We start from the raw sequence: 19,649 nt of genomic DNA on the forward strand, positions 1-19,649 counted from the left end.
AGTCCATCGATTCCGCGTGTCGATGGCTACATCCTGATAGTGGATGGGACAGTAATAGTGTTACCTTTTCCCGTCGGAACCGACCTCGAGCGTGCCCTCCTCTGCGAGCCGATGGCACGACCGACACAGCGACACGACGTTCTCGAGCGTGTGGGCCTCGATTGGCTCATCGAACCGCCTTACAGGGATAACGTGGTGAACGTCCGGGTTTCGTCCGAGGTCGTCTCGAGTACGTCCGCACGCTCGACATCGATAGTCGTCGCGTTCGAGGGCCTGTCGCCGTATCGCCCACCACGACCGTCCGTACGCGATCGGGCCACCGGTCCACTGGTGATGATCCTCGCCGACGATGGTCGATGAAAGCCACTGTCCGTAACACGACAATCACAGAACACACCGCGTTCGTTCGCCTCGAGTCGAGAGGAGTACACGGACAGTGTGGTGTCACACCAGCCACAGTCGACGGACACGCGCTCGCCCGGCTTCGAAGGGTTTTCCGGAAGCAACCCATCTGCCGCTTCGACACACGACGAACAGTACACACCGTCCTTGTTGGAGGGGTAGTACTCGAACGTCGTCCCACAGCACCGACAGGACGCCTCTTCGGTGGCGTCCCGCCAGTTTCCGTTGTTCGACCCGGCGTTCGGATTGCACTCGCTACAGTATCGTCGCCGGGACTTCGGATCGTAGAACTCGAGCCCACACCCGGAACACGTCCGGTTCGGAAGCGGGTTACCGTGTACTTTCGTGTGGTGCTGGCGCATCCCCTGCTCGGTGGGGAACCGTTTTTCGCAGGTCGGACAGCGCATGCCGGCGGTGGCCGCCCGATCGGATAAATAGTCGCGGCTGTTTCATACGGTCTGCTGTAGTCTCTTCCCGGTGATTGCCCTATCGAGTCGGCAATCACCGGAAAACGTTACAGTAAACCGACTCACTCCGCCAGCGAACAGGCCTCGAGGTGTTCACAGCAGTCCGCCTCCGGGTCGAAACAGTCCGGGCACTCGCCCCGGCGGTCGATGATCGTGTCCAGCCGATCGGCGACGGTGTCGTCGATGACGCTCTCGAGGGCGCGGGCCTCGTCGCGGAACTCCTCGACCTCGAGGACGTTCGCGAGGAAGCGCTGGATGATGCAGTACGTCTGGAGGGCATCGTGTGCCCGCTCGAGGCCGTCGTCAGTAAGTTGTGCTCCCTTGTACTTTTCGTGCTCGACGAGCTCTCGTTCCTCGAGTTTGCCGATCATCTCGTTGACGCTCGCTGGACTCACCTCCAGTAGCTCCGCGAGGGTGCCCGTCGAGGCTGGGCCGTCTTCGAGGCGCTGTGCCAGATAGACTGCTTTCAGGTATTGGTCTGCCGTGTTCATCGATGTAGCCCCCCAGTCCGCGTTTGCCCTCCTGTCTGCTCGTTCATGCTCGACGCTCCATGATGTTGGTGACGTCCTGAGCACCCTCCATCTCCTCCTCGCGAATCGCGTACAGCGTCTCGAGCACCCGTTCCCGATCGACGCTGAAGTCCGTCTCGGAGGCTTCTATCGCCTCGATCAGGTCGTCGTAGAACTTGTACGCCGTCTCCTCGTTACAGAGTTGATCGTAGAGCACCCCGTCGGTATCCTCCGGCGGGCCGTAGCGTGCGTCGACGAGCGCATTGATCTCCTCGTAGGCGACCGTTTCGGCGTCGAGGTCGTCGATCAACGTCTCCAGTCGCTCCCGATGTTCGGCGGACTCCTCGGTCGCCTCCGACAGCAACTCCCGCACCTCTTCGTCGATCGCCTCCCGCTCGTCGTCAGGCAACGACTCGAGGTGGTGGGCGGCACGCGACTCGACGACCTCCTCCAGGACGACCCCGATCTGCAGCAATCGGGCGAGTTGGTGGTCGCTCGAGACCCGCTGTCCCAGACTCATACCAACCGATATGGGGGCGACCCTACTTAGTCTCCCGCTTCTCGATCGCTAAGGAGGGTCGCGGTCGTCGATCACGGCTTGCAGTTCTCGGCTTCCACCTGGCGTCTCACGGTGCCATCGTGTCAGCGAAGGCACTATCTATCTGCCGACCGTCGACTCCCGTATGAGCGAGCGCTCGGATGAAACGACGGTGTCCGACGACATCGGTGACTCCACGGCCCAGCGGGGTGAGCCAGCCGACACGGAGACCCTGCTCGAGCAGACAGATCGGCTGCTCGATGGTGAGTCGACGATTCCCCACGGATCGGAGCCGGAACCCGAGACGAGCGGTCACCAGTCCAGAGCGACATCGGAATCGGGATCCAATTCGGACGACGGATCCCGCTTGCGGCTCCGAAACTGGCGTGCAGGGTTCTCGATCCCCTCCCTGGGCGCCCCCTCGTCGTACTTCTCCCCGAAGGCGTTTCTCGTCGTGCTCCTCACCCTGGCGGCCGGAATGGTCGCCGGCGGTGTGTTCCTCCCGCTGGGCGGCATCGGTCGGATCGTCGGCATCGTCGTCGTCGCGTTCGTGATCGGCCTCCTGACGACGAAACGACGGTATCTCGAGCTCGCCTCCGCAGGTGCGGCCGTTGGCGTCGTCGGGTCACTCTTCGATTTCGCGCTCTTGCTACCGACCGACGCCGGCCAGCGGGTGCTCGCGATTGGGGCCGGAGCCGGATTGCTCGCGACCGTCGTGAGTTACTACTTCGGCCGCGACCTGCGAAACGGTTTGTCCCGGGATCTCGACTAGACGTGTCGTTTCTGGTCGTCTGTGAACGTCGTAGCGGTGCGTGATCATCCTGGGGCCGGGTCTGGGGCGCTTGAGGCTTCGACCGCCTGGAGAACGAGGCGGTTGAAGTCAAGCCAGCCGAGAACACGTCGGTCGTCACCACCCGAACGGAGGAACGATACGGCAGTACCTATCGCGCCGTCGGCGTCACGCTCTCGTCGACCGCCTGTTTGACCTGGAGAGCAGCACTCGCTGCCAGTCCGCGTGCTACCTCGTCGCGATCCTCGGCGCTGATCAGATCCTTCGGTGCGTTCTCGAGATCCGGTGTAAATCCAGCACTGACGGGGTGGCCGATCGGCGGCTGGACGGCGACGAGCGCCTGTGGGCCGGTGACCCCACCAGCGACGTCGGCGTCGACGATGTACTCGTCAGGGAGGAACTCCCGCGTCCGGGCGGCGATCTGACTTACGGTGCGCTGGAGCGTCCGCTTTTGCTCGAGCGAGAGTTCCGGAACGTCCGCCGCAGCCCGATGTCCGGCCTGTGTGACCCCTGGTAGCCCCGCGTACGGCGTGTTTCCGTTCATGAGAAATCAGTACCTCCGATAACGGGATGGCGCGTAAAAAGCGTTCGCTTCGAGACATTCATTCGCACACAAAATTGGACAACCCGCAGAACGCATCCGGTTGAAGGTGGAGTTGCCGGCGAAAGCACCCGATAGGGTGATGTCCACGAGGCAACCACGCCTCGAGCGAGTGCTCGATATCAGGTGACTTACTTGCCCCAGAACGGATCTCGCTTCCGGTGTTTCTCGAGGTACATATTCAGCGCTTCGAGTTCGTCGGCCGGAATCTCCGTCGTGAGTTCTTGCTCGAGGATCTTCGCGTGTTTCTCGGGCAGTTGCGTCCAGAGCAGGTCGCCTTCTTTGACCTGGCGGCCGATCGTCGGGCCGTCGATCGCGACCGAGACACGTTCGCCAGCGCGTGCTTCGTCGACGTCTTCGCCCTGTTCCTGGATCCCCTTCACCTGTCCAACGCGAGTTGGCTCGTTGTCCTCCCACTTGACGACGAAGGAGTTGTTCTGGAGCGTTCCGGCGTACACCTCGACGCCGACGACTGCGGGGTCGTTCTGTCGGAAGACGTGATCTTTGAGGACGCGGAACCGGGACGGACGGGTAATATTGTCGAGGATCGTATCCTGCTGGGCGCGCTCGATCGCCTCGACGTGTTCGGTGTACTCCTCGATAAGCTGGTAGATGACGTCGTCGGTGAACAGTTTCACGTCGTCGATCTCCGCTCGGCGTTGAGCGTCCGAGAGGACGTCGACGCTGAATCCGAGGACGGCCTGTTGTTTCGGGTCGTCGGCCGTCGAGGCAACCGAGATGTCCCGTGGGGCGACGTCGCCGACCTCCGCACGGACGATCGGTATCTCCGCCTCGTCGAGGGCGTCGGCCATCGCCTCGAGGCTGCCGAGCGTGTCGGCTTTGACGACGACGCCATCCTCGGCGGTGTCGACGGCTATGTCTGCGAGTTCAGCTTGCACCTCGGAGCGTACGTCCTCGAGGTCGCGATCGCGAACGACGCGGACGGGTGCCCCGGCCATGGCGTCCTCGAGGTCGGGGGCGGCGATTTTGATCCCCGCCGCGGCACCGACCTCGTCGACGTTCTCGAACCGGCTCTCGGTGCGTATCTCCGCCAGCGGCCGGGGCTGGAGCAGCGCACGCACGTCGGTGACGATCGGTTCGTTCAGCCCACCGACGACGATGGTATCGTCCGTCTTGACCGTGCCGTCGTAGAGCACGGTGTCGATCGTCGTCCCGAAGCCCTTCTCTTCTTTGACTTCGAGGACGGTGCCTACGCCGGGGCCAGCCACGTCGATCTCCATCTCCTCTTTCATGTATCGCTGGGAGAGTCCCATCATGACGGCGAGCAGGTCGGGGACGCCCTCCCCCGTGAGTGCGGAGACGGGGACGGCGCCGACGTTGCGCTGGAAGTTCTGGACGCGCCAGTAGAGGTCGGCCGAGAAGCCCTCGTCGGAGAGGTTGCCGATGATCGTATAGAGGCTCTCGTCGAGACGCTGGCGGGTGCGTTCGGACTGGGATTCGTAGGTCTGGGTGATCGGTGTGTCCTCCAGTGGATTCCATCCCGGAACAGTGTCGATCTTGTTCGCAGCGACAATAAACGGCGTCTGGGAGCGTTTGAGAATGTCCAGGGCCTCGAGCGTCTGGGGCTGGAAGCCGTCGTTGACGTCGACGACGAGGATCGCGATGTCGGCAAGTGCGCCCCCGCGCGAGCGAAGGGTTGTAAAGGAGTGGTGGCCGGGCGTGTCGATAAAGAGGAGTCCCGGCAGGTCGAAGTCGTCGGGATTGACGAGTTCGCCGGCGATCGAGGAGACGACGTCGAGGGGGACGGCCGTCGCGCCGATGTGCTGGGTGATCGCGCCTGCTTCGCCCTCGATGACCGCGGAGCCGCGAATTTTGTCGAGGAGACTGGTCTTGCCGTGATCGACGTGTCCGAGGACGGCGACGATTGGGGTTCTGAGAGCCGCTGGATCGTGTTCGTGTGTATCCGAATCAGTGTCCGACATAGTGAACCACCCGAGAAGGTCTTATCAGTATCGTCCGTTGCCCGGTAGTTAAACCCATCGTCACGGCCGAACGGGTGCGGGAGTCCACGTTGTGTAGTGACACTCGGGTGGTGACACTCGAGACGATATTACGAACCGGTCACGCGCCCCCATCCGGTTTATCCCGCCTGTCTGGTATCAAAAGCATTAACATATCAGACTGTGAGTGGAGATCATGGCTCAACCTAACAACACGCCAGAATCGGCCGATGAAGGCGGTGACGAGATCACAACTGATCCGCAGGTCGCCGTCACCGGTGACGGTGACGACGAGAACGAACTGATTAAGGAGTGGGCGCTCTTCGGTGGAATCTTGCTGACCATTGCGGGCCTCGGTGTCGGCCTCTTTTACATTCTGGTGGATGCGATCGACCAGGAAGTCGCGGAAACCGGGAGTCTGTTCGCCTGGGGACTCGGGTCGTCGGTCTCGACTTTGCTCGTCGTCGGCGCGTTCGTTGGCGTCTTCGTCGCCTGGAACCTCGACGTCGCGGACGATTTGGCCTACCGGATCGCCGGTGCAACCATGGCCGCCGGCACGTTCGGCTACGTCGTCGTCAGCGTCCTGTTCCGATCGACGACGAGTGACGTGTCACTCGAGTTCGCCGGCTTGCTCATCAACGCCGCCATCGGCGCGCTGGTCGTCGGCGCTGTCGCCGCGGGAGGCGTCTGGGTTGCCCGGAACAAAGCCCCGGCTGCGATCGGTGTCGGAAGCAAAGACGAGTCGACTGCGGTGTCGACGGCCGACTAAGACGCGGTTCTTCCTGTCGAGCGATCTCCCTCGAGCGACGTGGCTGTTTCCTTCGCTATCATACCGGACGACAATTCTGAGACGCGTCTGACATCCGTCAGCCGTCCCCCCGTGTTTTTAATAGCGATTAGTCAGTACCAGTCTGTATGAGCGAAATACTCGCTGAGAACCTCTCGGGGAAGTCCGTCATGGGGTCTGACGGAACGGAACTGGGACTGCTCTACAACATCACCATGGATCTCAACTCGGGAAAACTCCACGACCTCGTCGTCGACCCCGACGAAGAACTCCCGTCGCGCGCCGTCGACTTCGACAAAAACGAGGCCGGCCGCTTCCTCATCCCCGTCAGCCGCGTCCAGGCGGTAAAAGACTACATCGTCGTCCAACGGTAACGGTATGTATATTCTCGATTCGTCGGCGTTTATCCACGACTTTCACACGACAGCACAGAAGGCAACGATTCCACTCGTCCGTGAGGAACTCGAGGACGAGAGCGCCTATCGCTACGACGCGATGGAAGGGTCGGGGATGCACATTCACATCCCGAACGGCGATACGACCGAGAAAGTACGCCGGGCGGCGCGCGAGTCGGGCGACCTCGATGTCCTCTCCGATACCGACATTCGACTCGTCGCCACGGCGTTCGAACTCGACGGCGTCCTGGTCACCGACGACTACGCGATGCAAAACGTCGCCGAGCGGCTGTCGGTGACCGTCGAACCGATCGCCAGAGAGGGTATCGAGGAAGAACGAAACTGGATCTTCCAGTGTCAGGGCTGTGGGCGAGAGTACGACGACCACGAAGAGCGCTGTCCGATCTGTGGTGCCGACGTGACACGGAAGAATCCGAACTGATCCGCTCATCACGCGAATAGGTCGAACGCATGTCCAGTGCCAACTCGGGCAGCGAGACGGGTGTCTCTCCCCCGTCCTGAACACCAGTGTGGTCTCGTTGTCAAAACGGCTCTACTGAGATGAAGCCCCAGTGTGGCCGATACACACGACCTCACGGATTTCGAGTGCGCTCTCGAACTCGTCGTCCCGTTCCTGACGGCGTCCGATCCGCTCGAGTTGTTCGGTGTGGGCGCGACGAACCGCAGCCGTCTCGCGATCGGTGAATCCTAGTTTCGATCCGATCTCGTCCCAGTGTCCCAGTTCGACCAGGAACACGGCTCGGTCGTCGTCTTCGAACACGCATTCTGCGCTTCGTTGGTACTGCTCGAGGTTAGCGACTAACTGACGTTGTGCCTGCTCGATCAGGTTGGGGAGACTGGACGCTGGAACGCTCGCCTTCGCGGCGGTCAACAGCAGAATTTGTCCGTCGATCGGTTTGGCTGTCATCGATCCTCATCCCCCTGCGCGCATCGCCTTCTGGGCGAACGCCGGCACGAGTTCCTCGAGCACGGCTTCATCACCGTCGAAGACGACCGTCACCTCGGTGAGCGTGAGCGTCGGTCCGATGGTGACCTGCTCGGCACTGAACTGTGCCTGCCAGCCGTCACCGTCGACCGTCTCGTCGTCGGTTCGCTCCCCGCCCAGGTTCTCGAGATATCTGACGACAAGTCGCTCGGAGATGCCGCGGAACGACCGTTCGACGCGTGTCATCGGTCGTGGGTTGGGGCCGCCACTGCGCCGGCGCCCCCTGCAACCGGTGGGAACACCGATAACCGGTCGCCGTCCTCGAGGTCGGTGTCAACGCCCGCCATATGAACGACGTCGCGACCGTTCTTGAGAACGCTCAACTGCGGACGGATCGCCCCGTTCTCGAGCAACTGCCCCTCGAGACCGTCGTACTCCGCCTCGAGGTCTGCGAGGACGTCGCCGACGGTCGTTCCGTCGTCGATGGGCTTCGAACGTTCTTTCTGTCCGACCGCTTCCCGAAAGGTCGCAAAAAACCGAAGCTCGAGTTCCATACTCGAGTATTGGTGGGCGTGGGCATAAGTGTCGGCGGTCGTCCTATCGAAACTGCCGTTCAGGATGGGGCACAATCACTCGAGGCTGTCGTAAATCGACGTGAGCTGTCCGATCGAGTGTTCGACCGAGAGCATCGCTCGCCGCCGGCGACACAGATCGGACAATCGATCCTGCTCATCGAGACACCGCGTAATCGCCCACTGCAGATCGCCGATCGACCCCTGCTGATACCGATAGCCCGTCTCCCCCTGGATCACCGAATCCGTCAGGGCCCCGGCGTTGACCGCGACGACGGGCGTGCCACAGGCCGTCGCCTCGAGCGCGACCAGCCCCTGGGTCTCGACCGGGCTAGGGAAGACGAAAACGTCGAGCGCGGAGTAAAATGCTGGTAGCTCCTCCCGTTCGAGAAAACCGAGAAACCGGACGTCGGCGTCCGACTCAGCCGCCCGTTTCTCGAGGACGTCACGGGCCGGGCCGTCACCTCCGAGGACGAGCGTCATTCCCGTCCCGGTGACAGCCTTGATCGCCTCCTCGAGGTTCTTCTCCTCGCCGTGGCGGCCCGTGTAGCCGAGCAGCGGCCGATCGGTCGGAAGATCGTAGCGCTCACAGAACGACGTTGGATCGACCGGGCGGAAGAACTCGGTGTCGATTCCGTTGGAAACGACCGTCACGTCGACGTCGGCGTCGACCGTCTCAAGGAGGTGATCGCGGGCGAACGCCGTCGGTGCGGTCACGTGATCGACACGCTCGAAAAACGACCGCTCGTACAGTCGGCAGGTTCGTTTGACGCCGTCGAGGACGTTTCCCGAGACGTGCTGGCTGGCGCGGTCGTCGAGCAGCGTGTGGTAGGAGGCGACGACGGGGACGTCGCGTTTCCGGGCGAACCTGATGCCGGTAAAGCCGATCGTAAACGGCGTGTGGACGTGGACGAGATCCGGCGTCTCGAGCCCGTCGGGTACTGCGGGCAAGCCGAGGCGATACTGTGGATACAGCGGCGCTCGAACGCTTCGGATGGGGAACTCGTTCGTGCCAGGATCGTACCCGTTCATTTCCGGGTAGACGACCGGCATCTCGCTCCGGTGGGTGCGCCAGCGATCGCGCCAGAGTTGAATCGTATAGGTAACGCCGTTGACCGTCGGCAAGTAGAGATCTGTGAAGGCGGCGACCGTCTCCGTTCGCGTCATCGCCTTCCGGTTTTCTCCGGAGATCCGAATAGGTTCCGCTGTTGAACAGTTTCGCCTGACATGTTGTAATCGGTCGTGATCGTCTCCGGATGACCGAGCTTCTGCGATAGGCTCGAGTCTCCTGTACGATTTGTGGGCACTCGTGATATCTGGTCAAATAGGCGGTCGCGACACTCAGTCGACGATGTACGTCACGCCGTGGTTCGACAGCAGCGATCGCATCCGCTCGACACCACCGGACGTGTCCCACCCTTCACCGATATAGTGTTTGTACGGGTGGCGAAGCCAGGAGTACTCCCGGTGGGCGAACACTTCGACTGCCTCGCGGCTGTGCTGGTACACCGTCACGTGGAGTTGCCAGTCGGCCATTGGTGATTTCCGTCGAACCCAGCTCCCTGCCGAGAAGCGACCGTCCTCGTGTACCTTCAGCGAGGCGATTGGCTCCGGTGAAAACGCCATCGCCTCGAGATCCGGACGAAAGTCGCTGAGACTCTGCTCGACGGTACCGACGTACTCGGCGGGATGTTGGGTGCACGTCGCGAATCCGCCCAGCGGCTCTTTGATGCGGTGGAGGGTCGGCAGAACGCGACGGCGGACGCGCGTTGCTAGATCGAGTTCGTCACGAATGCTATCTCGATCGTCCTTCGATTGCACGCGACAGTCTAGGGGCGTCGGTGGCAAAATCTTTCTGGCTTTCCGCTCGCGTTGACAGCGGTTCCGATTCGGCTAGTCCGCTTCCAGGCGTCGTCTGATGAGCGAAAACGAACACCCCCACGGGATTTCGACCACTAGTTCAGGAGTGGAACGCCACTAGAGATCCCGTAACCGAATTCCGTCCTCGACCACGCGGGCGTTTCGCTCCCGATCGAGATGCGTTGCGAGATCGTCGTGGTCGTACAACTGGGCGATGACGTCGGCGTAGAGCGTTCGCCACGCGATCGCGTAAATAGGGGATTGTCCCCACGCTCGCAGTTCTGGAACGAGGTCGTCGTAGGTGTCCCGTCGTTTCTCGAACCGTTCGATGGCATCCAGCACGTACCCCGCGGCCTCCGAATCGTCCTCCGCGTTCTCGATGGCCTGGTTCAAACGGGCCTCCCAGCCAGCGACGGCCTGTTGCATATCGATGGCAGCATCGCCGCCGTCCTCGGGGAGGCGCTCGAGAACCGGTTCTGGCACGCCGAGTGAGAGTTCGTCCATATCTGGTTCTCTGCTGGAACGATAAAGAAACCCAGCCTTCCGGTGGTGGTTCGGGCCGCTTCCGTGTTCCACGTCGTGTGCTTGGAACGCCAGTGGCGGTGCGTTCCGGTCGGATTCGCCTGCGTCACCCCATGAAGGGCGAGTTTTCGCAGTGTTGCCGTCAGTTCGAATCACCGCATACCTTTTGGCATTTGGTATAGCATCATTCAGTATATTAGTTCGGTTTCGTGGCCGATTTCTGTTGGAGGATTGATCACTCTCGGGTGTTCGAACGCGTTCCGGCGCCCTCGAGCTCCGTGCCATCGATACAGAATGTCTCACCGCAGCATAATCGGATCGCTACTATCGCTCGTTTATCGGGTCGTTCGAAGAGAGGCTTCGATATCGTGACCGCCGTGCCAGTTTTGCGACGTGGTTCACCACAGTGTTGCCGACCGGTATCTCTACACACCTGTTTTCTCGACTCGACCCTGGGGGTTCGGGCCACGAACTGCTGATGAATTGGCTCCCTCCCCGGTGATCACGCTGTCGGTATGTGGCCTGGTTGTAGTCTGCGATGTGGGGATCCGGGATGTTCGCCAGCGTCGCTGTCGGTCAGTGTGCTCAAGAGACTGGCCTGTAGTCGATGGCTCACTCTGTACTGGCAGTAGACCGACATACTATCTCGCACCTGCCGGCCACCGCGGCCTGCCTCGGACGGGCGGTGGTATTGATCCACTTGCTTCCGACTCGGTTTGTGAGTGTGACGATCGTGTGTTTCGATCCGCCCGTTCCATGGGGAATATCAAGTTGTGATCTGGCTCAGGACGTTCCGGATTCGATCTTCGAGCAATCTCCTCAATCATTGATTCGACCGTTCGTCCTCGGGTGGATTGTCGCCTCGATCCGGTTCAAAAACGGGCATCGACTTCGGCTCCTCTGACCGATGTTCGTGGCCAGGTAAGTTCGGAGTAATAAATAGTATGTTGCTATATGGAATATGTTTCACTCGTACGAGTCAGTTCGCTCTCGAGGCGCTAACAGGCTACTCCACGGCGTACCACCGAGAACGCCTTCAGCGTCGAAGTAGCGACTCTATCACCCGAGTATCGTGCTCGAGCGCCACGACTGGATCGGACGGGTCGTCGTGTTCGTAGATAATCCAGTCCACCTCGACAGCGCGGGCGGCGTCGACGAGCGTGCGAGCGGGACGTCGCCGGTACCAAGGGTACAGGGGCTGTCGCCGTCGACGACTTTCAGATGGACGAGGTCAATTCGATCACCGTATCGTTCGAGCAGTCGAATGGGGTCGCCGCCCGCAGGGGTTGCCCAGCCAATGTCGAGTTCGAACGCGACCGGCGTCGACTCGAGTTCGGTTGCGAGCAGGTCGAAGGCGTGCTCGTGCTCGTCTCCGTCCTCGACCTCCGACTCGAACGGGACGAACTCCTGGTCGTGGTCATGGTAGAACGGTTCGATTTCTCCACTGGCGAGCACGTCACCGAGAGTTCCCAGCCGCGTTGCCGTCTCCTCGAATGCCTGTCGACTCTCGAACGCCTCCGGATCGAGCCAAGGGACGACCAGTCTGGTGCAGCCGAGCGTGTGATAGGTGTCGGCTACTGCCGCAGGTGCTTCCTCGAGGTCGTCGATCGGGACGTGGGCTGCTGCGGGCTCGAGCCCGATTTCCTCGAGTGTTCGTGCGACCGTTCTCGGGGACGTTTCACCGAGGCCGGCGAACTCGACCCCGTCCACGCCGGTCGCCGCGACGACCTCGAGTACGTCCGGGAGGGGCATGTCGAGCGCGCGCAGCGAGTAGAGCTGGACGGCCGTGTGCAGACGCGATGCATTCTGGGTAGGCTAATCAGTGTCCCCGTTGGCGACCACCAATAGCTGTTTATGCCCCTCGAGCGAACAGTCACGATATCGTGATCGTCGACGCGCGCGTGCTCCAGGAGGATTTCGTTCCGAGCGAGGTCGTCCACCGGCACGACGAGGTGAACTACCTCTCGGAGACCCTCGAGCCGCTGCTTAGCGATGATCGCCCGGAGACGTCGTTTCTGTTCGGGCCGACTGGCGTCGGGAAGACCTGCATCGCCCGATACACGCTCACCCAGCTGCAGGCCGAGCGGCCGGGGATCCGGGTGGCGTACCTCAACTGCTGGCAGGCACACACCCGATATCGGGTGCTGTACGGCATTCTCGCGGCCCTCGAGCGAACCCACGACATCCACCATTCGACCCCGAAGACCGAGCTGTTCGATCGGCTCGCTCGAGCCGATCGGAAGCCGATCATCGCCATCCTCGACGAGGTCGACCAGCTTGAGGAGACGGGGGCGCTGTACGACCTCCACCGGCTTGGCCACGTCTCGCTCGTGTTGATCGCCAATCGGGAGGACGAACTCTTCGCCGGGTTCGACGACCGGGTTCGCTCGCGACTACGCGCCGGCACACGCGTCCAGTTCGACCGCTACAGCACTGCGGAACTAGTCGCGATTCTCCGCGAGCGAGCGACGCAAGGCCTCGAACCGGAATCGATCGACGAGCGGCAGTTACGACGGATCGCCGACGCTGCCGCCGGTGACGCGCGCGTCGGCATCGGGATGCTCCGCGCCGCCGCTCGAACGGCCGAGCAGCGGGGACTCGCCTCGATATCGGACGAGGTGCTCGAGGAAGCGATTCCGGACACGCGGGCAGCGATTCGACGCAAGACTATCGACGGCCTGATCGAACACCAGCGGGTGCTGTACGACATCATCGACGAGGCCGGTGAGATCGAACCCCAGGCGCTGTACGCCACGTACGAAGATCGCGTCGAGGATCCGAAAACACACCGAACTCTCCGGAACTACCTGACGAAGATGGTGCACTACGACCTGATCGAAGCAGTCGGGGAGAAACGGGGTCGTACGTATCGGGTGATCGATGGCGAGTACGTCCAAGGTGACGAGCGAGCAGAAATCGAGTAGGGATCGACGAATCCTGTGAGTTGGAGGGAAAACTGGCGGCCACTCGAACGGATCTGAACCAGGATCGGTAATCAGTCGAACACCGCAGGGTCAGCCGCCACTCGTGTGACTCGAAATCGACGGGGTTAGTGACTGGCTTCGGCCGTAGTCTTACAAATCTCGAGGAAGTTCTCGAACACTTCGTCGCCCTGTGCCGTGTGGGCAACTTCGGGGTGCCACTGGACGCCGTAGAGGTTCCGCTCGGTGTCGCTCATCGCCTCGACGCCACAGACGTCGCTCGAGGCCGTGCGCGTGAACCCCTCGGGGAGTTCTTTGACCTCGTCGGCGTGACTCGCCCAGACGCGCGTCTCGGGGGCGAGCGAACCGATGAGCGGGTCGTCCGGCTCGAGTACGTCGACGGTGACGTCGGCGTATCCACCGTAGTCGCCGCTGCCGACGCTGCCGCCGAGTTCGAGAGCCATAATCTGCATCCCGAGACAGATACCGAGGACGGGTCGGCCGTCCTCGAGGTACTGTGGACTCCGGCCGATTCGATCCATGTCGGGGCCGCCCGAGAGGACGATGCCATCGGCCTCGACCTCCTCTGGCGGGGTGTCGTTGTCGATCAACTCGCAGTCGACGCCGAGGTCGCGCAGCGCCCGTTGTTCCAGGTGGGTGAACTGACCGTGATTGTCCACCACGGTGATTGTCGTCATTGGGTCTGGGTAGCCACTCGAACGATAAAAACAGTCCGAAGCATGGGCTGATATCGAGGGTTTCGTCAACGGTGGCCGTCCGTGTCTCCCCCTGGTGACCGTTCCCGGTACGTTTATGCGTTCGTCACCAGAGCGTGTAGGTATGACACTCGATCTCTCGTCGTTCGACCATCCGTCGTGGAAGACGGCTGCTGGAACGGGCGTCGGCTACCTGCTGATTCTTGCGTTGATGACGGCCGTACTGTTCGTACTCCCCTGGCTCGTCTTCACGACACTCTGAGCGGAAGGAGGTGCGGTCAGCGGTCGGACGACGCTAAAACTGTCCTTGCATCGTTCTGTCAATGGATCACGTTATCTCCGGTCGGGAGCACACGTGAAACGGAGCGTTGACAGGGTCGTCCTGATCCGCAATTTCGATTCCCGCGCGGAAACGACGTACCCAGACTCGAGAGCCGACACGCGGCCCGTTAGACGATCCGCTCGTGCTTGCCTTCAGCGGCCAGTGGCGACGTCTTCCATCGACGGAACGACGCCGACCTGTTGTAAGAGGCCGAGGAAATCGGCGAGAACCCACGCCTCGGCGATCCTGCCGTCCTCGATGCGGTTGATGACCAGCCCCTGGATCTCTGCCTCGGTATCGGTTGGGGGGATACCCATGAAGTCGCCATCGTGTGTTCCACGGTAGGTGTACGCGGAACACACGTATTCGCCACTTTCGTCGCTAAACTGAATCCCTTCAGTTGCTTCCAGATCGGAGAACGCGGCGTGGAACATTCCGCATGGATTCGACGGATTCGTCGGTGCCGTGGAGTTCCATTCCCGTCATCGGCCCGTGCTGGACGTAGTCCTCCGTTTGTAGTTCGGCGAGACGGTCGTAATCCCGACCGTTGAAGACATCGCTGTTGAACTGTCGAACGATCTCGATACTTTGCATCCCGGGTGCTGTAGCTGCTATACTCATATCACCACATCTACTAGTACTCCTGCGGGAATAACGAGAGTGGCTCATTCAGTCAGCTGTGGTGAGTAAAACGCGTCGTTCGTCACGAATGTCCTCATCTAAATACAACACCCGTCCAGAACGACTTCGGCTCGAGTCCTCAGTCGCTAGGCGAACGTCTTCGAGACTTCGGGGTTCTCTTCGGATTCGGCTTGCACTTTCGCCCAGGCGTTCATGAAGTCCTCCATGTGAATCTCGGTGCGGTCGTCCCGGATCGCGAACATCCCGGCTTCGGTACAGACGGCTTTGACGTCGGCACCGGAGGCCTCGGGGGTCTCCGCGGCTAGCTGGGTGAAGTCGACGTCGTCGTCGACGTTCATGTTCCGGGTGTGGATCTGGAAGATCAGCTCGCGGCCCTCCTCGGTCGGCTTTGGCACCTCGATGAGGCGGTCGAACCGTCCGGGGCGCAAGATCGCGCGGTCGAGCATGTCGAAGCGGTTCGTGGCCGCGATGATGCGGATGTCACCGCGCTCTTCGAACCCGTCCATCTCCGAGAGGAGCTGCATCATCGTTCGCTGGACTTCGGCGTCGCCGGAGGTCTTCGACTCCGTCCGTTTCGAGGCGATGGCGTCGATCTCGTCGATGAAGATGACGGCGGGTTCGTGCTCTCGGGCGACCTCGAAGAGGTCACGGACGAGCTTTGCCCCCTCGCCAATGAACTTGTGGACGAGTTCGGAGCCGGCCATCTTGATGAAGGTTGCGTCGGTCTGGTTGGCGACGGCCTTCGCGAGCATCGTCTTCCCCGTCCCCGGTGGCCCATAGAGGAGGACGCCACTCGGTGGGTCGATGCCGACTTTGTCGAACATCTCGGGGCTCTTCAGTGGCATTTCGACCGTTTCGCGCACCTCTTGCATCTGCTCTTCGAGGCCGCCGATGTCTTCGTAGTGGACATCGGGGCTCTGGGTCACTTCCATCACCCGCGCCCGAACGTCGGTCTCGCTCGAGAGAGACTTGACGATAGAAAGCGAGTTGTTGACCGCGACGCGGTCGTCGGGGTCGAGATCGTCCCGCATCTCTTCGGTGACTTCCGTCAGCGCCTCCTGGTTGTTGCCGTGTTGTTTGATAATGACGCCCTCGTCGGAAATCTCCTGGACGGTGGCGACGAACAGCGGCGACTGCTTGAGTTTCTTGTTCTCGTGGGTCAGGCGCTCGAGTTTCTGCTGGTACTTGTTGTTCTCGGCGTTCGCATCGAGGAGCTTGTCCCGCATCTCCTCGTTCTGGGACTCGAGTACTTCGAGTCGCTCCTCGAGAGCCCGTATTTTCTCCTGTTGAGACGCCTCGTCCTCGTCGTAAGGCACGTCGACGTCTTCCACAGTGTCGCTCATCACGCACTGGTAGGGCAGTGGATCATAAGAGGCTTCGGGTAGTCTCAGCGCCGAATAGTATTACCGAGGGGAATATTTTAAAACAGCAAATATTATTATGCTGTATTTCGTAGCTTGATTCACAATGAGCATCTCAGAGCCGTTCCAACAGAGCGAACCCGATCGCGGAACGTGGGACGACGTCCGTGACCTTCCCCCGAGCGCAAAGCTCGTCGCGAAGGTACTCGAGTACAACGACACGATGACCCAACAGCAGATCGCCGACGAGAGTCTGTTGCCGGCGAGAACTGTCCGCTACGCGCTCAACCGTCTCGACGAGGAGAACGTGATCGCCTCCCGGTTTTCGTTTTCTGACGCCCGAAAGCGCCTCTACACGCTCGAGATCGACCAGTAGACCGTAGGGATCGTCGTCTGTTCCGACCGAGGCTCGTATAACCGGTTGCATCACCGACGTTTTTCGGGTTTCGTCCGACTCCTCGAGGGTGTCCCCTGCGCTTACTGGAGGCGGATCGACATCTCCTGTTCGAAACTTTCGGCACCACAGAGTTCGAAGCCGACCCGCTCGTAGAGGGCGATTGCCGGCCCGTTCCACCGTTCGACGGTGAGCCACACGTGGTCGACGCCCACTGTCGCGGCATGGCCCAGCAACAGTTCGAGCAACTGTGTGCCGATCCCACCGCGCTGGTAGGCCTGGAGGACGAATATCGCCAACTCCCACTCGACCGAGCCGGGATCCTCGACGGCGCTCGGCTCGTCCGTATCGGGAACGAGCGTCGCGTGGCCGATGATTTCCCCGTCGTGACTCCCGACGACGTTGATCCCATTTTCGAGCAGCGGCTTGAGCCACTGGCGGATTCGATCGCGACCGGTTGGGGGAATCCCCTGGGCACGGTCGGCCGGATCGAACTGGGCGTACATTTCGGTGAGTGCCTCGAGCGGGTCGGTGCCGTCGGATTCCCGTCCTTTCGTATCGGTAGCGTCGGAGCCCCGTCCTCCGGCGCCGGAGCGTCTCGACTCGTCTTCGCGATCACCGATCGCGGCGAATTCGATCGTCCGGGCATCCGGATCCGTGTACGTCGTCGGCGGAGTCGGGAACAACCCGACTGGATCGTCAGGGTAGATCCGCGTGTGTTCGGGCCTCATTGTTATCGAACCAGTTTGACCGTCGTCGTCGCGTTCAACAGAACGAACTCCGTAATCGGCCCGAGTCGAACCTTCCCCATCGGGCTTCGAGTGCCGCCACCGATCACGAGCTGATCGACGGCTTCGCGCTCGGCATAGTCGACGAGTGCACTCCCCGGGTCGCCCTCGAGCCGTATAACCTCGGCGTCGATCCCAGCCACCGAAAGCCGTTCGCGAGCCAGTTCGTGAACCTCCTCGACCGAGCGCTCGGACTCGGGTTTTTTCACGATGGCGACGGTCAACTCGTCGCCGACCGCCTGGACGCGTTCGATCGTCGTCTCGAGCGTCTTTACCGACTCGTCGCTTCCCTCGAGTCCCAACAGGACGTTCATACGCTCGTGTGCGAGGCCCCGGAGGAAAACCGTTGCGCCGGTTGGGGTGTCTCGTACCGTCGTGATTGTCCGGGAGTCGTCGAACGTATGGGTCGCTACCGTGATGAGCGGTCGCTCTCGCGTGCAGGCCACGAGAGGACGTCGGCAACGAGCTCGAGCCCCGGATAGCCGTCGTGTCGCCAGGCGACGAACGCGAGTGCCGCGAGCACGAACTCAGCGAGGAAGAAGGGCTCTCCCAGCGAACTCACGAAGAGGTCGATAATGCTCGGCGCACCGCTCTCGTACGGCTCGACGGACAGCAGGGGCCACAGGAGGTGATTCGGCTCGGTGCCGCCCCACAGCACCGGCAGGGCATCGACGAGCACGTGTGACAGCGCACCGAGTCCGAACGCCGTGCCGTACTCGGGACGGTCATATCGGGCGGTGAACGCGGCCACGAGCAAACAGAGCGGAACCAGCACCAGCAACGAGTGCGCCAGCGTTCGCCCCGTGGGCAACACGCCGAGGTACCACGCGAGCGGTTTGTCGACCAGGTCGGGAAACTGACTCCCGAGGAGCAAGAACGCGACGGGGATTGCCGTCGGCGGCTGATTCGTTCGTGATCGCATCCAGAACGTATACAGAAGATAGGCGATTGCAGCGTGTCCAAGGGGCCACATATGTACTGGATCAGCGAACGTCCAGTGCGGCTATAAACGATGTGACTGATACCTCGGGCTCGCTCTGTTTGGCACTCGGTAATCACTCGGCAGCGGATCGTGGCCGCTCATGACCGCTGTCAAAGCAACAATCTCCCTCGTTCGTCTCAGTTGGAGCAATTGCGGCCGCGGTCGAAACAGTGGTAGCCTCCCGTGGTGTATCGCCGGCAATGCTTGCGATCTTTGCTGATACCCACAGCCAGGCCGGTCACCACCTCGAGGGGGCCTCGCTCACGGCTGCTCGCGAGGCGGATGCCGTGATTCACGCCGGTGACTTCACGAGCAAGCGCGCACTCGCGGCGTTTCAAGAGCTGTGTCCCGTCTTCTATCCCGTTCACGGAAACGCCGACAGCGCCACCGTCACGGATCGGTTACCACCGGTACGGATCGTCGAGTACGACGGATTGCGAATCGCCGTCACCCACCGTCGGTCGGGTGGCGACGTCGGCCTGGCGATGTTCGGGCGTTCGCGCGACGCCGACATCGTCGTCTCGGGGCACACCCACCGGCCGTCAGTTACCGAAACCGACGACGTGACGCTGGTAAACCCGGGCAGTCACGCCCAGCCACGTGGGAATCGCCCCGGGTTCGCGACGCTCGAGCGGGTCGATGCGCACACGTTTACCGGGACGCTATCCGAACCCGACGGGACGTCGATCGACTCGTTTTCAGTCGTCGTCGACCGGTAACGCTCGGTACTCGCGGCTGGTGAGTTCCTCTCGGAAGTGAGCTGTCCAGTTGCCATCGCGTTCTCGCGTACGGACGACGGACGCAAGGCACTCACTGTGAGCGATCAACAGTCGATGAGAAGTTCCAATACCTGACGGCTGGCACGCGGTGGAGGGCCATTACGACGTGAGCGGACGGAACGTCCGGCGTCGAGCATCAGGGGGACAGCGAAGGGGTGTCCGTGAGTGTGGGTGTGGATGTGGGTGATCCGCCTCGAGCGTGGGCGTCCGCCCGACGCGACAATCTCGGCCACCCCTCCTACTGTGGCCCCGGTCGACAACGTAGCATGTCACGTTAGCATCTGACGACCGAGGCACAGTACACCCTATACTGTGGGTATAAAAAGAATCATCCCAAGCTAAAAAATCGATTTTAGCTTGGTGTGGGTTAGTGTCGATCGCCACTGAACTGGCG

At 61.6% G+C, this 19,649-nt stretch carries 26 protein-coding genes and 1 pseudogene; 8 read left to right on the top strand and 19 right to left on the bottom strand.

Annotated elements, in window-relative coordinates; translation table 11 throughout:
• Nucleotides 1-60: 60 nt before the first annotated feature.
• The 3 genes and pseudogenes from NGM68_RS04640 to NGM68_RS04650 form a co-directional block, all read right to left on the bottom strand.
• Nucleotides 61-809, bottom strand: a pseudogene (locus tag NGM68_RS04640) (HNH endonuclease).
• Between the two features lie 122 nt (nt 810-931).
• Nucleotides 932-1,360, bottom strand: coding sequence for a metal-dependent transcriptional regulator (locus NGM68_RS04645; RefSeq protein WP_252700480.1), 429 nt, complete (start codon nt 1,358-1,360; stop codon nt 932-934).
• A 43-nt stretch (nt 1,361-1,403) separates the two neighbouring features.
• Nucleotides 1,404-1,898, bottom strand: coding sequence for a ferritin-like domain-containing protein (locus NGM68_RS04650; protein WP_252700481.1), 495 nt, complete (start codon nt 1,896-1,898; stop codon nt 1,404-1,406).
• 163 nt (nt 1,899-2,061) lie between these two features.
• Here NGM68_RS04650 and NGM68_RS04655 point away from each other — a divergent pair, with 163 nt between their 5' ends.
• Nucleotides 2,062-2,688, top strand: coding sequence for a DUF456 domain-containing protein (locus NGM68_RS04655; protein ID WP_252700482.1), 627 nt, complete (start codon nt 2,062-2,064; stop codon nt 2,686-2,688).
• A gap of 169 nt (nt 2,689-2,857) precedes the next feature.
• Here NGM68_RS04655 and NGM68_RS04660 read toward each other — a convergent pair whose 3' ends face one another.
• Nucleotides 2,858-3,250, bottom strand: a complete 393-nt coding sequence (locus NGM68_RS04660; protein WP_252700483.1) for a DUF5811 family protein — start codon at nt 3,248-3,250, stop codon at nt 2,858-2,860.
• A gap of 188 nt (nt 3,251-3,438) precedes the next feature.
• On the bottom strand, nt 3,439-5,250 hold the full coding sequence (gene infB / locus NGM68_RS04665; protein ID WP_252700484.1) for a translation initiation factor IF-2: 1,812 nt from the start codon (nt 5,248-5,250) through the stop codon (nt 3,439-3,441).
• Nucleotides 5,251-5,464: 214 nt separating this feature from the next.
• On the opposite strand from infB, the gene NGM68_RS04670 reads away from it, so the two are divergent.
• The 3 genes from NGM68_RS04670 (at nt 5,465) to NGM68_RS04680 (ending at nt 6,892) form a co-directional block, all read left to right on the top strand.
• Complete coding sequence (locus NGM68_RS04670; protein WP_252700485.1) at nt 5,465-6,037, top strand: hypothetical protein; 573 nt, start codon at nt 5,465-5,467, stop codon at nt 6,035-6,037.
• A 146-nt stretch (nt 6,038-6,183) separates the two neighbouring features.
• Complete coding sequence (locus tag NGM68_RS04675; RefSeq protein WP_252700486.1) at nt 6,184-6,429, top strand: PRC-barrel domain-containing protein; 246 nt, start codon at nt 6,184-6,186, stop codon at nt 6,427-6,429.
• Nucleotides 6,430-6,433: 4 nt separating this feature from the next.
• The gene (locus tag NGM68_RS04680) at nt 6,434-6,892 is read left to right on the top strand and encodes an NOB1 family endonuclease (RefSeq protein WP_252700487.1); all 459 of its coding nucleotides are present in this window, start codon (nt 6,434-6,436) and stop codon (nt 6,890-6,892) included.
• 111 nt (nt 6,893-7,003) lie between these two features.
• On the opposite strand, the gene NGM68_RS04685 is transcribed toward NGM68_RS04680, so the two are convergent.
• The 7 genes from NGM68_RS04685 to NGM68_RS04715 form a co-directional block, all read right to left on the bottom strand.
• Nucleotides 7,004-7,378, bottom strand: a complete 375-nt coding sequence (locus NGM68_RS04685; protein ID WP_252700488.1) for a DUF8048 family protein — start codon at nt 7,376-7,378, stop codon at nt 7,004-7,006.
• A 6-nt stretch (nt 7,379-7,384) separates the two neighbouring features.
• On the bottom strand, nt 7,385-7,642 hold the full coding sequence (locus NGM68_RS04690; protein WP_252700489.1) for a MoaD-like domain-containing protein: 258 nt from the start codon (nt 7,640-7,642) through the stop codon (nt 7,385-7,387).
• Entirely contained in the window at nt 7,639-7,950 is a 312-nt protein-coding gene (locus NGM68_RS04695; RefSeq protein WP_252700490.1) for a ubiquitin-like small modifier protein 1, read from the bottom strand. The genes NGM68_RS04690 and NGM68_RS04695 overlap by 4 nt, the downstream gene beginning before the upstream one ends.
• Nucleotides 7,951-8,025: 75 nt before the next feature.
• On the bottom strand, nt 8,026-9,135 hold the full coding sequence (locus NGM68_RS04700) for a glycosyltransferase (RefSeq protein WP_252700491.1): 1,110 nt from the start codon (nt 9,133-9,135) through the stop codon (nt 8,026-8,028).
• A 174-nt stretch (nt 9,136-9,309) separates the two neighbouring features.
• The gene (locus NGM68_RS04705; protein WP_252700492.1) at nt 9,310-9,789 is read right to left on the bottom strand and encodes a hypothetical protein; all 480 of its coding nucleotides are present in this window, start codon (nt 9,787-9,789) and stop codon (nt 9,310-9,312) included.
• Nucleotides 9,790-9,945: 156 nt separating this feature from the next.
• Nucleotides 9,946-10,332, bottom strand: coding sequence for a DUF7971 family protein (locus NGM68_RS04710; protein WP_252700493.1), 387 nt, complete (start codon nt 10,330-10,332; stop codon nt 9,946-9,948).
• A 1,077-nt stretch (nt 10,333-11,409) separates the two neighbouring features.
• The gene (locus NGM68_RS04715; RefSeq protein WP_252700494.1) at nt 11,410-12,102 is read right to left on the bottom strand and encodes a sugar phosphate isomerase/epimerase family protein; all 693 of its coding nucleotides are present in this window, start codon (nt 12,100-12,102) and stop codon (nt 11,410-11,412) included.
• A gap of 131 nt (nt 12,103-12,233) precedes the next feature.
• Here NGM68_RS04715 and NGM68_RS04720 point away from each other — a divergent pair, with 131 nt between their 5' ends.
• The gene (locus NGM68_RS04720; RefSeq protein ID WP_252700495.1) at nt 12,234-13,274 is read left to right on the top strand and encodes a Cdc6/Cdc18 family protein; all 1,041 of its coding nucleotides are present in this window, start codon (nt 12,234-12,236) and stop codon (nt 13,272-13,274) included.
• Between the two features lie 125 nt (nt 13,275-13,399).
• Here the strand turns inward: NGM68_RS04720 and NGM68_RS04725 are convergent, their stop codons facing one another.
• Nucleotides 13,400-13,969 (bottom strand): GMP synthase subunit A, encoded by a 570-nt coding sequence (locus NGM68_RS04725; RefSeq protein ID WP_252700496.1) that lies wholly within the window; start codon nt 13,967-13,969, stop codon nt 13,400-13,402.
• Nucleotides 13,970-14,111: 142 nt separating this feature from the next.
• Between NGM68_RS04725 and NGM68_RS04730 the strand changes: the two genes are divergently transcribed.
• Nucleotides 14,112-14,249 carry a hypothetical protein gene (locus NGM68_RS04730; RefSeq protein ID WP_252700497.1) on the top strand — a complete coding sequence of 46 codons (138 nt, stop codon included), beginning with the start codon at nt 14,112-14,114 and terminating at the stop codon, nt 14,247-14,249.
• Between the two features lie 212 nt (nt 14,250-14,461).
• On the opposite strand, the gene NGM68_RS04735 is transcribed toward NGM68_RS04730, so the two are convergent.
• The 3 genes from NGM68_RS04735 to pan1 all read right to left on the bottom strand — a co-directional run bounded on the left by NGM68_RS04735 (nt 14,462) and on the right by pan1 (nt 16,294).
• Complete coding sequence (locus NGM68_RS04735; RefSeq protein ID WP_252700498.1) at nt 14,462-14,743, bottom strand: ester cyclase; 282 nt, start codon at nt 14,741-14,743, stop codon at nt 14,462-14,464.
• Nucleotides 14,706-14,930 carry a nuclear transport factor 2 family protein gene (locus NGM68_RS04740; RefSeq protein ID WP_252700499.1) on the bottom strand — a complete coding sequence of 75 codons (225 nt, stop codon included), beginning with the start codon at nt 14,928-14,930 and terminating at the stop codon, nt 14,706-14,708. Before NGM68_RS04740 ends, NGM68_RS04735 begins: the two co-directional genes overlap by 38 nt.
• A gap of 146 nt (nt 14,931-15,076) precedes the next feature.
• Entirely contained in the window at nt 15,077-16,294 is a 1,218-nt protein-coding gene (pan1, locus tag NGM68_RS04745) for a proteasome-activating nucleotidase Pan1 (protein ID WP_252700500.1), read from the bottom strand.
• 124 nt (nt 16,295-16,418) lie between these two features.
• Here pan1 and NGM68_RS04750 point away from each other — a divergent pair, with 124 nt between their 5' ends.
• A complete protein-coding gene (locus NGM68_RS04750; protein WP_252700501.1) occupies nt 16,419-16,688 on the top strand; it encodes a MarR family transcriptional regulator in 270 nt (89 codons plus the stop codon).
• A 101-nt stretch (nt 16,689-16,789) separates the two neighbouring features.
• On the opposite strand, the gene NGM68_RS04755 is transcribed toward NGM68_RS04750, so the two are convergent.
• From NGM68_RS04755 to NGM68_RS04765, 3 genes are all read right to left on the bottom strand, one after another.
• On the bottom strand, nt 16,790-17,437 hold the full coding sequence (locus tag NGM68_RS04755) for a GNAT family N-acetyltransferase (RefSeq protein WP_252700502.1): 648 nt from the start codon (nt 17,435-17,437) through the stop codon (nt 16,790-16,792).
• A 2-nt stretch (nt 17,438-17,439) separates the two neighbouring features.
• On the bottom strand, nt 17,440-17,808 hold the full coding sequence (locus tag NGM68_RS04760; RefSeq protein ID WP_252700503.1) for a universal stress protein: 369 nt from the start codon (nt 17,806-17,808) through the stop codon (nt 17,440-17,442).
• A 95-nt stretch (nt 17,809-17,903) separates the two neighbouring features.
• The gene (locus NGM68_RS04765; protein WP_252700504.1) at nt 17,904-18,467 is read right to left on the bottom strand and encodes a metal-dependent hydrolase; all 564 of its coding nucleotides are present in this window, start codon (nt 18,465-18,467) and stop codon (nt 17,904-17,906) included.
• Nucleotides 18,468-18,676: 209 nt separating this feature from the next.
• On the opposite strand from NGM68_RS04765, the gene NGM68_RS04770 reads away from it, so the two are divergent.
• On the top strand, nt 18,677-19,195 hold the full coding sequence (locus NGM68_RS04770) for a metallophosphoesterase (protein ID WP_252700505.1): 519 nt from the start codon (nt 18,677-18,679) through the stop codon (nt 19,193-19,195).
• Nucleotides 19,196-19,649: the final 454 nt, after the last annotated feature.

The organism is Natronosalvus vescus, from assembly GCF_023973145.1.
Classification (GTDB): Archaea; Halobacteriota; Halobacteria; order Halobacteriales; family Natrialbaceae; genus Natronosalvus; species Natronosalvus vescus.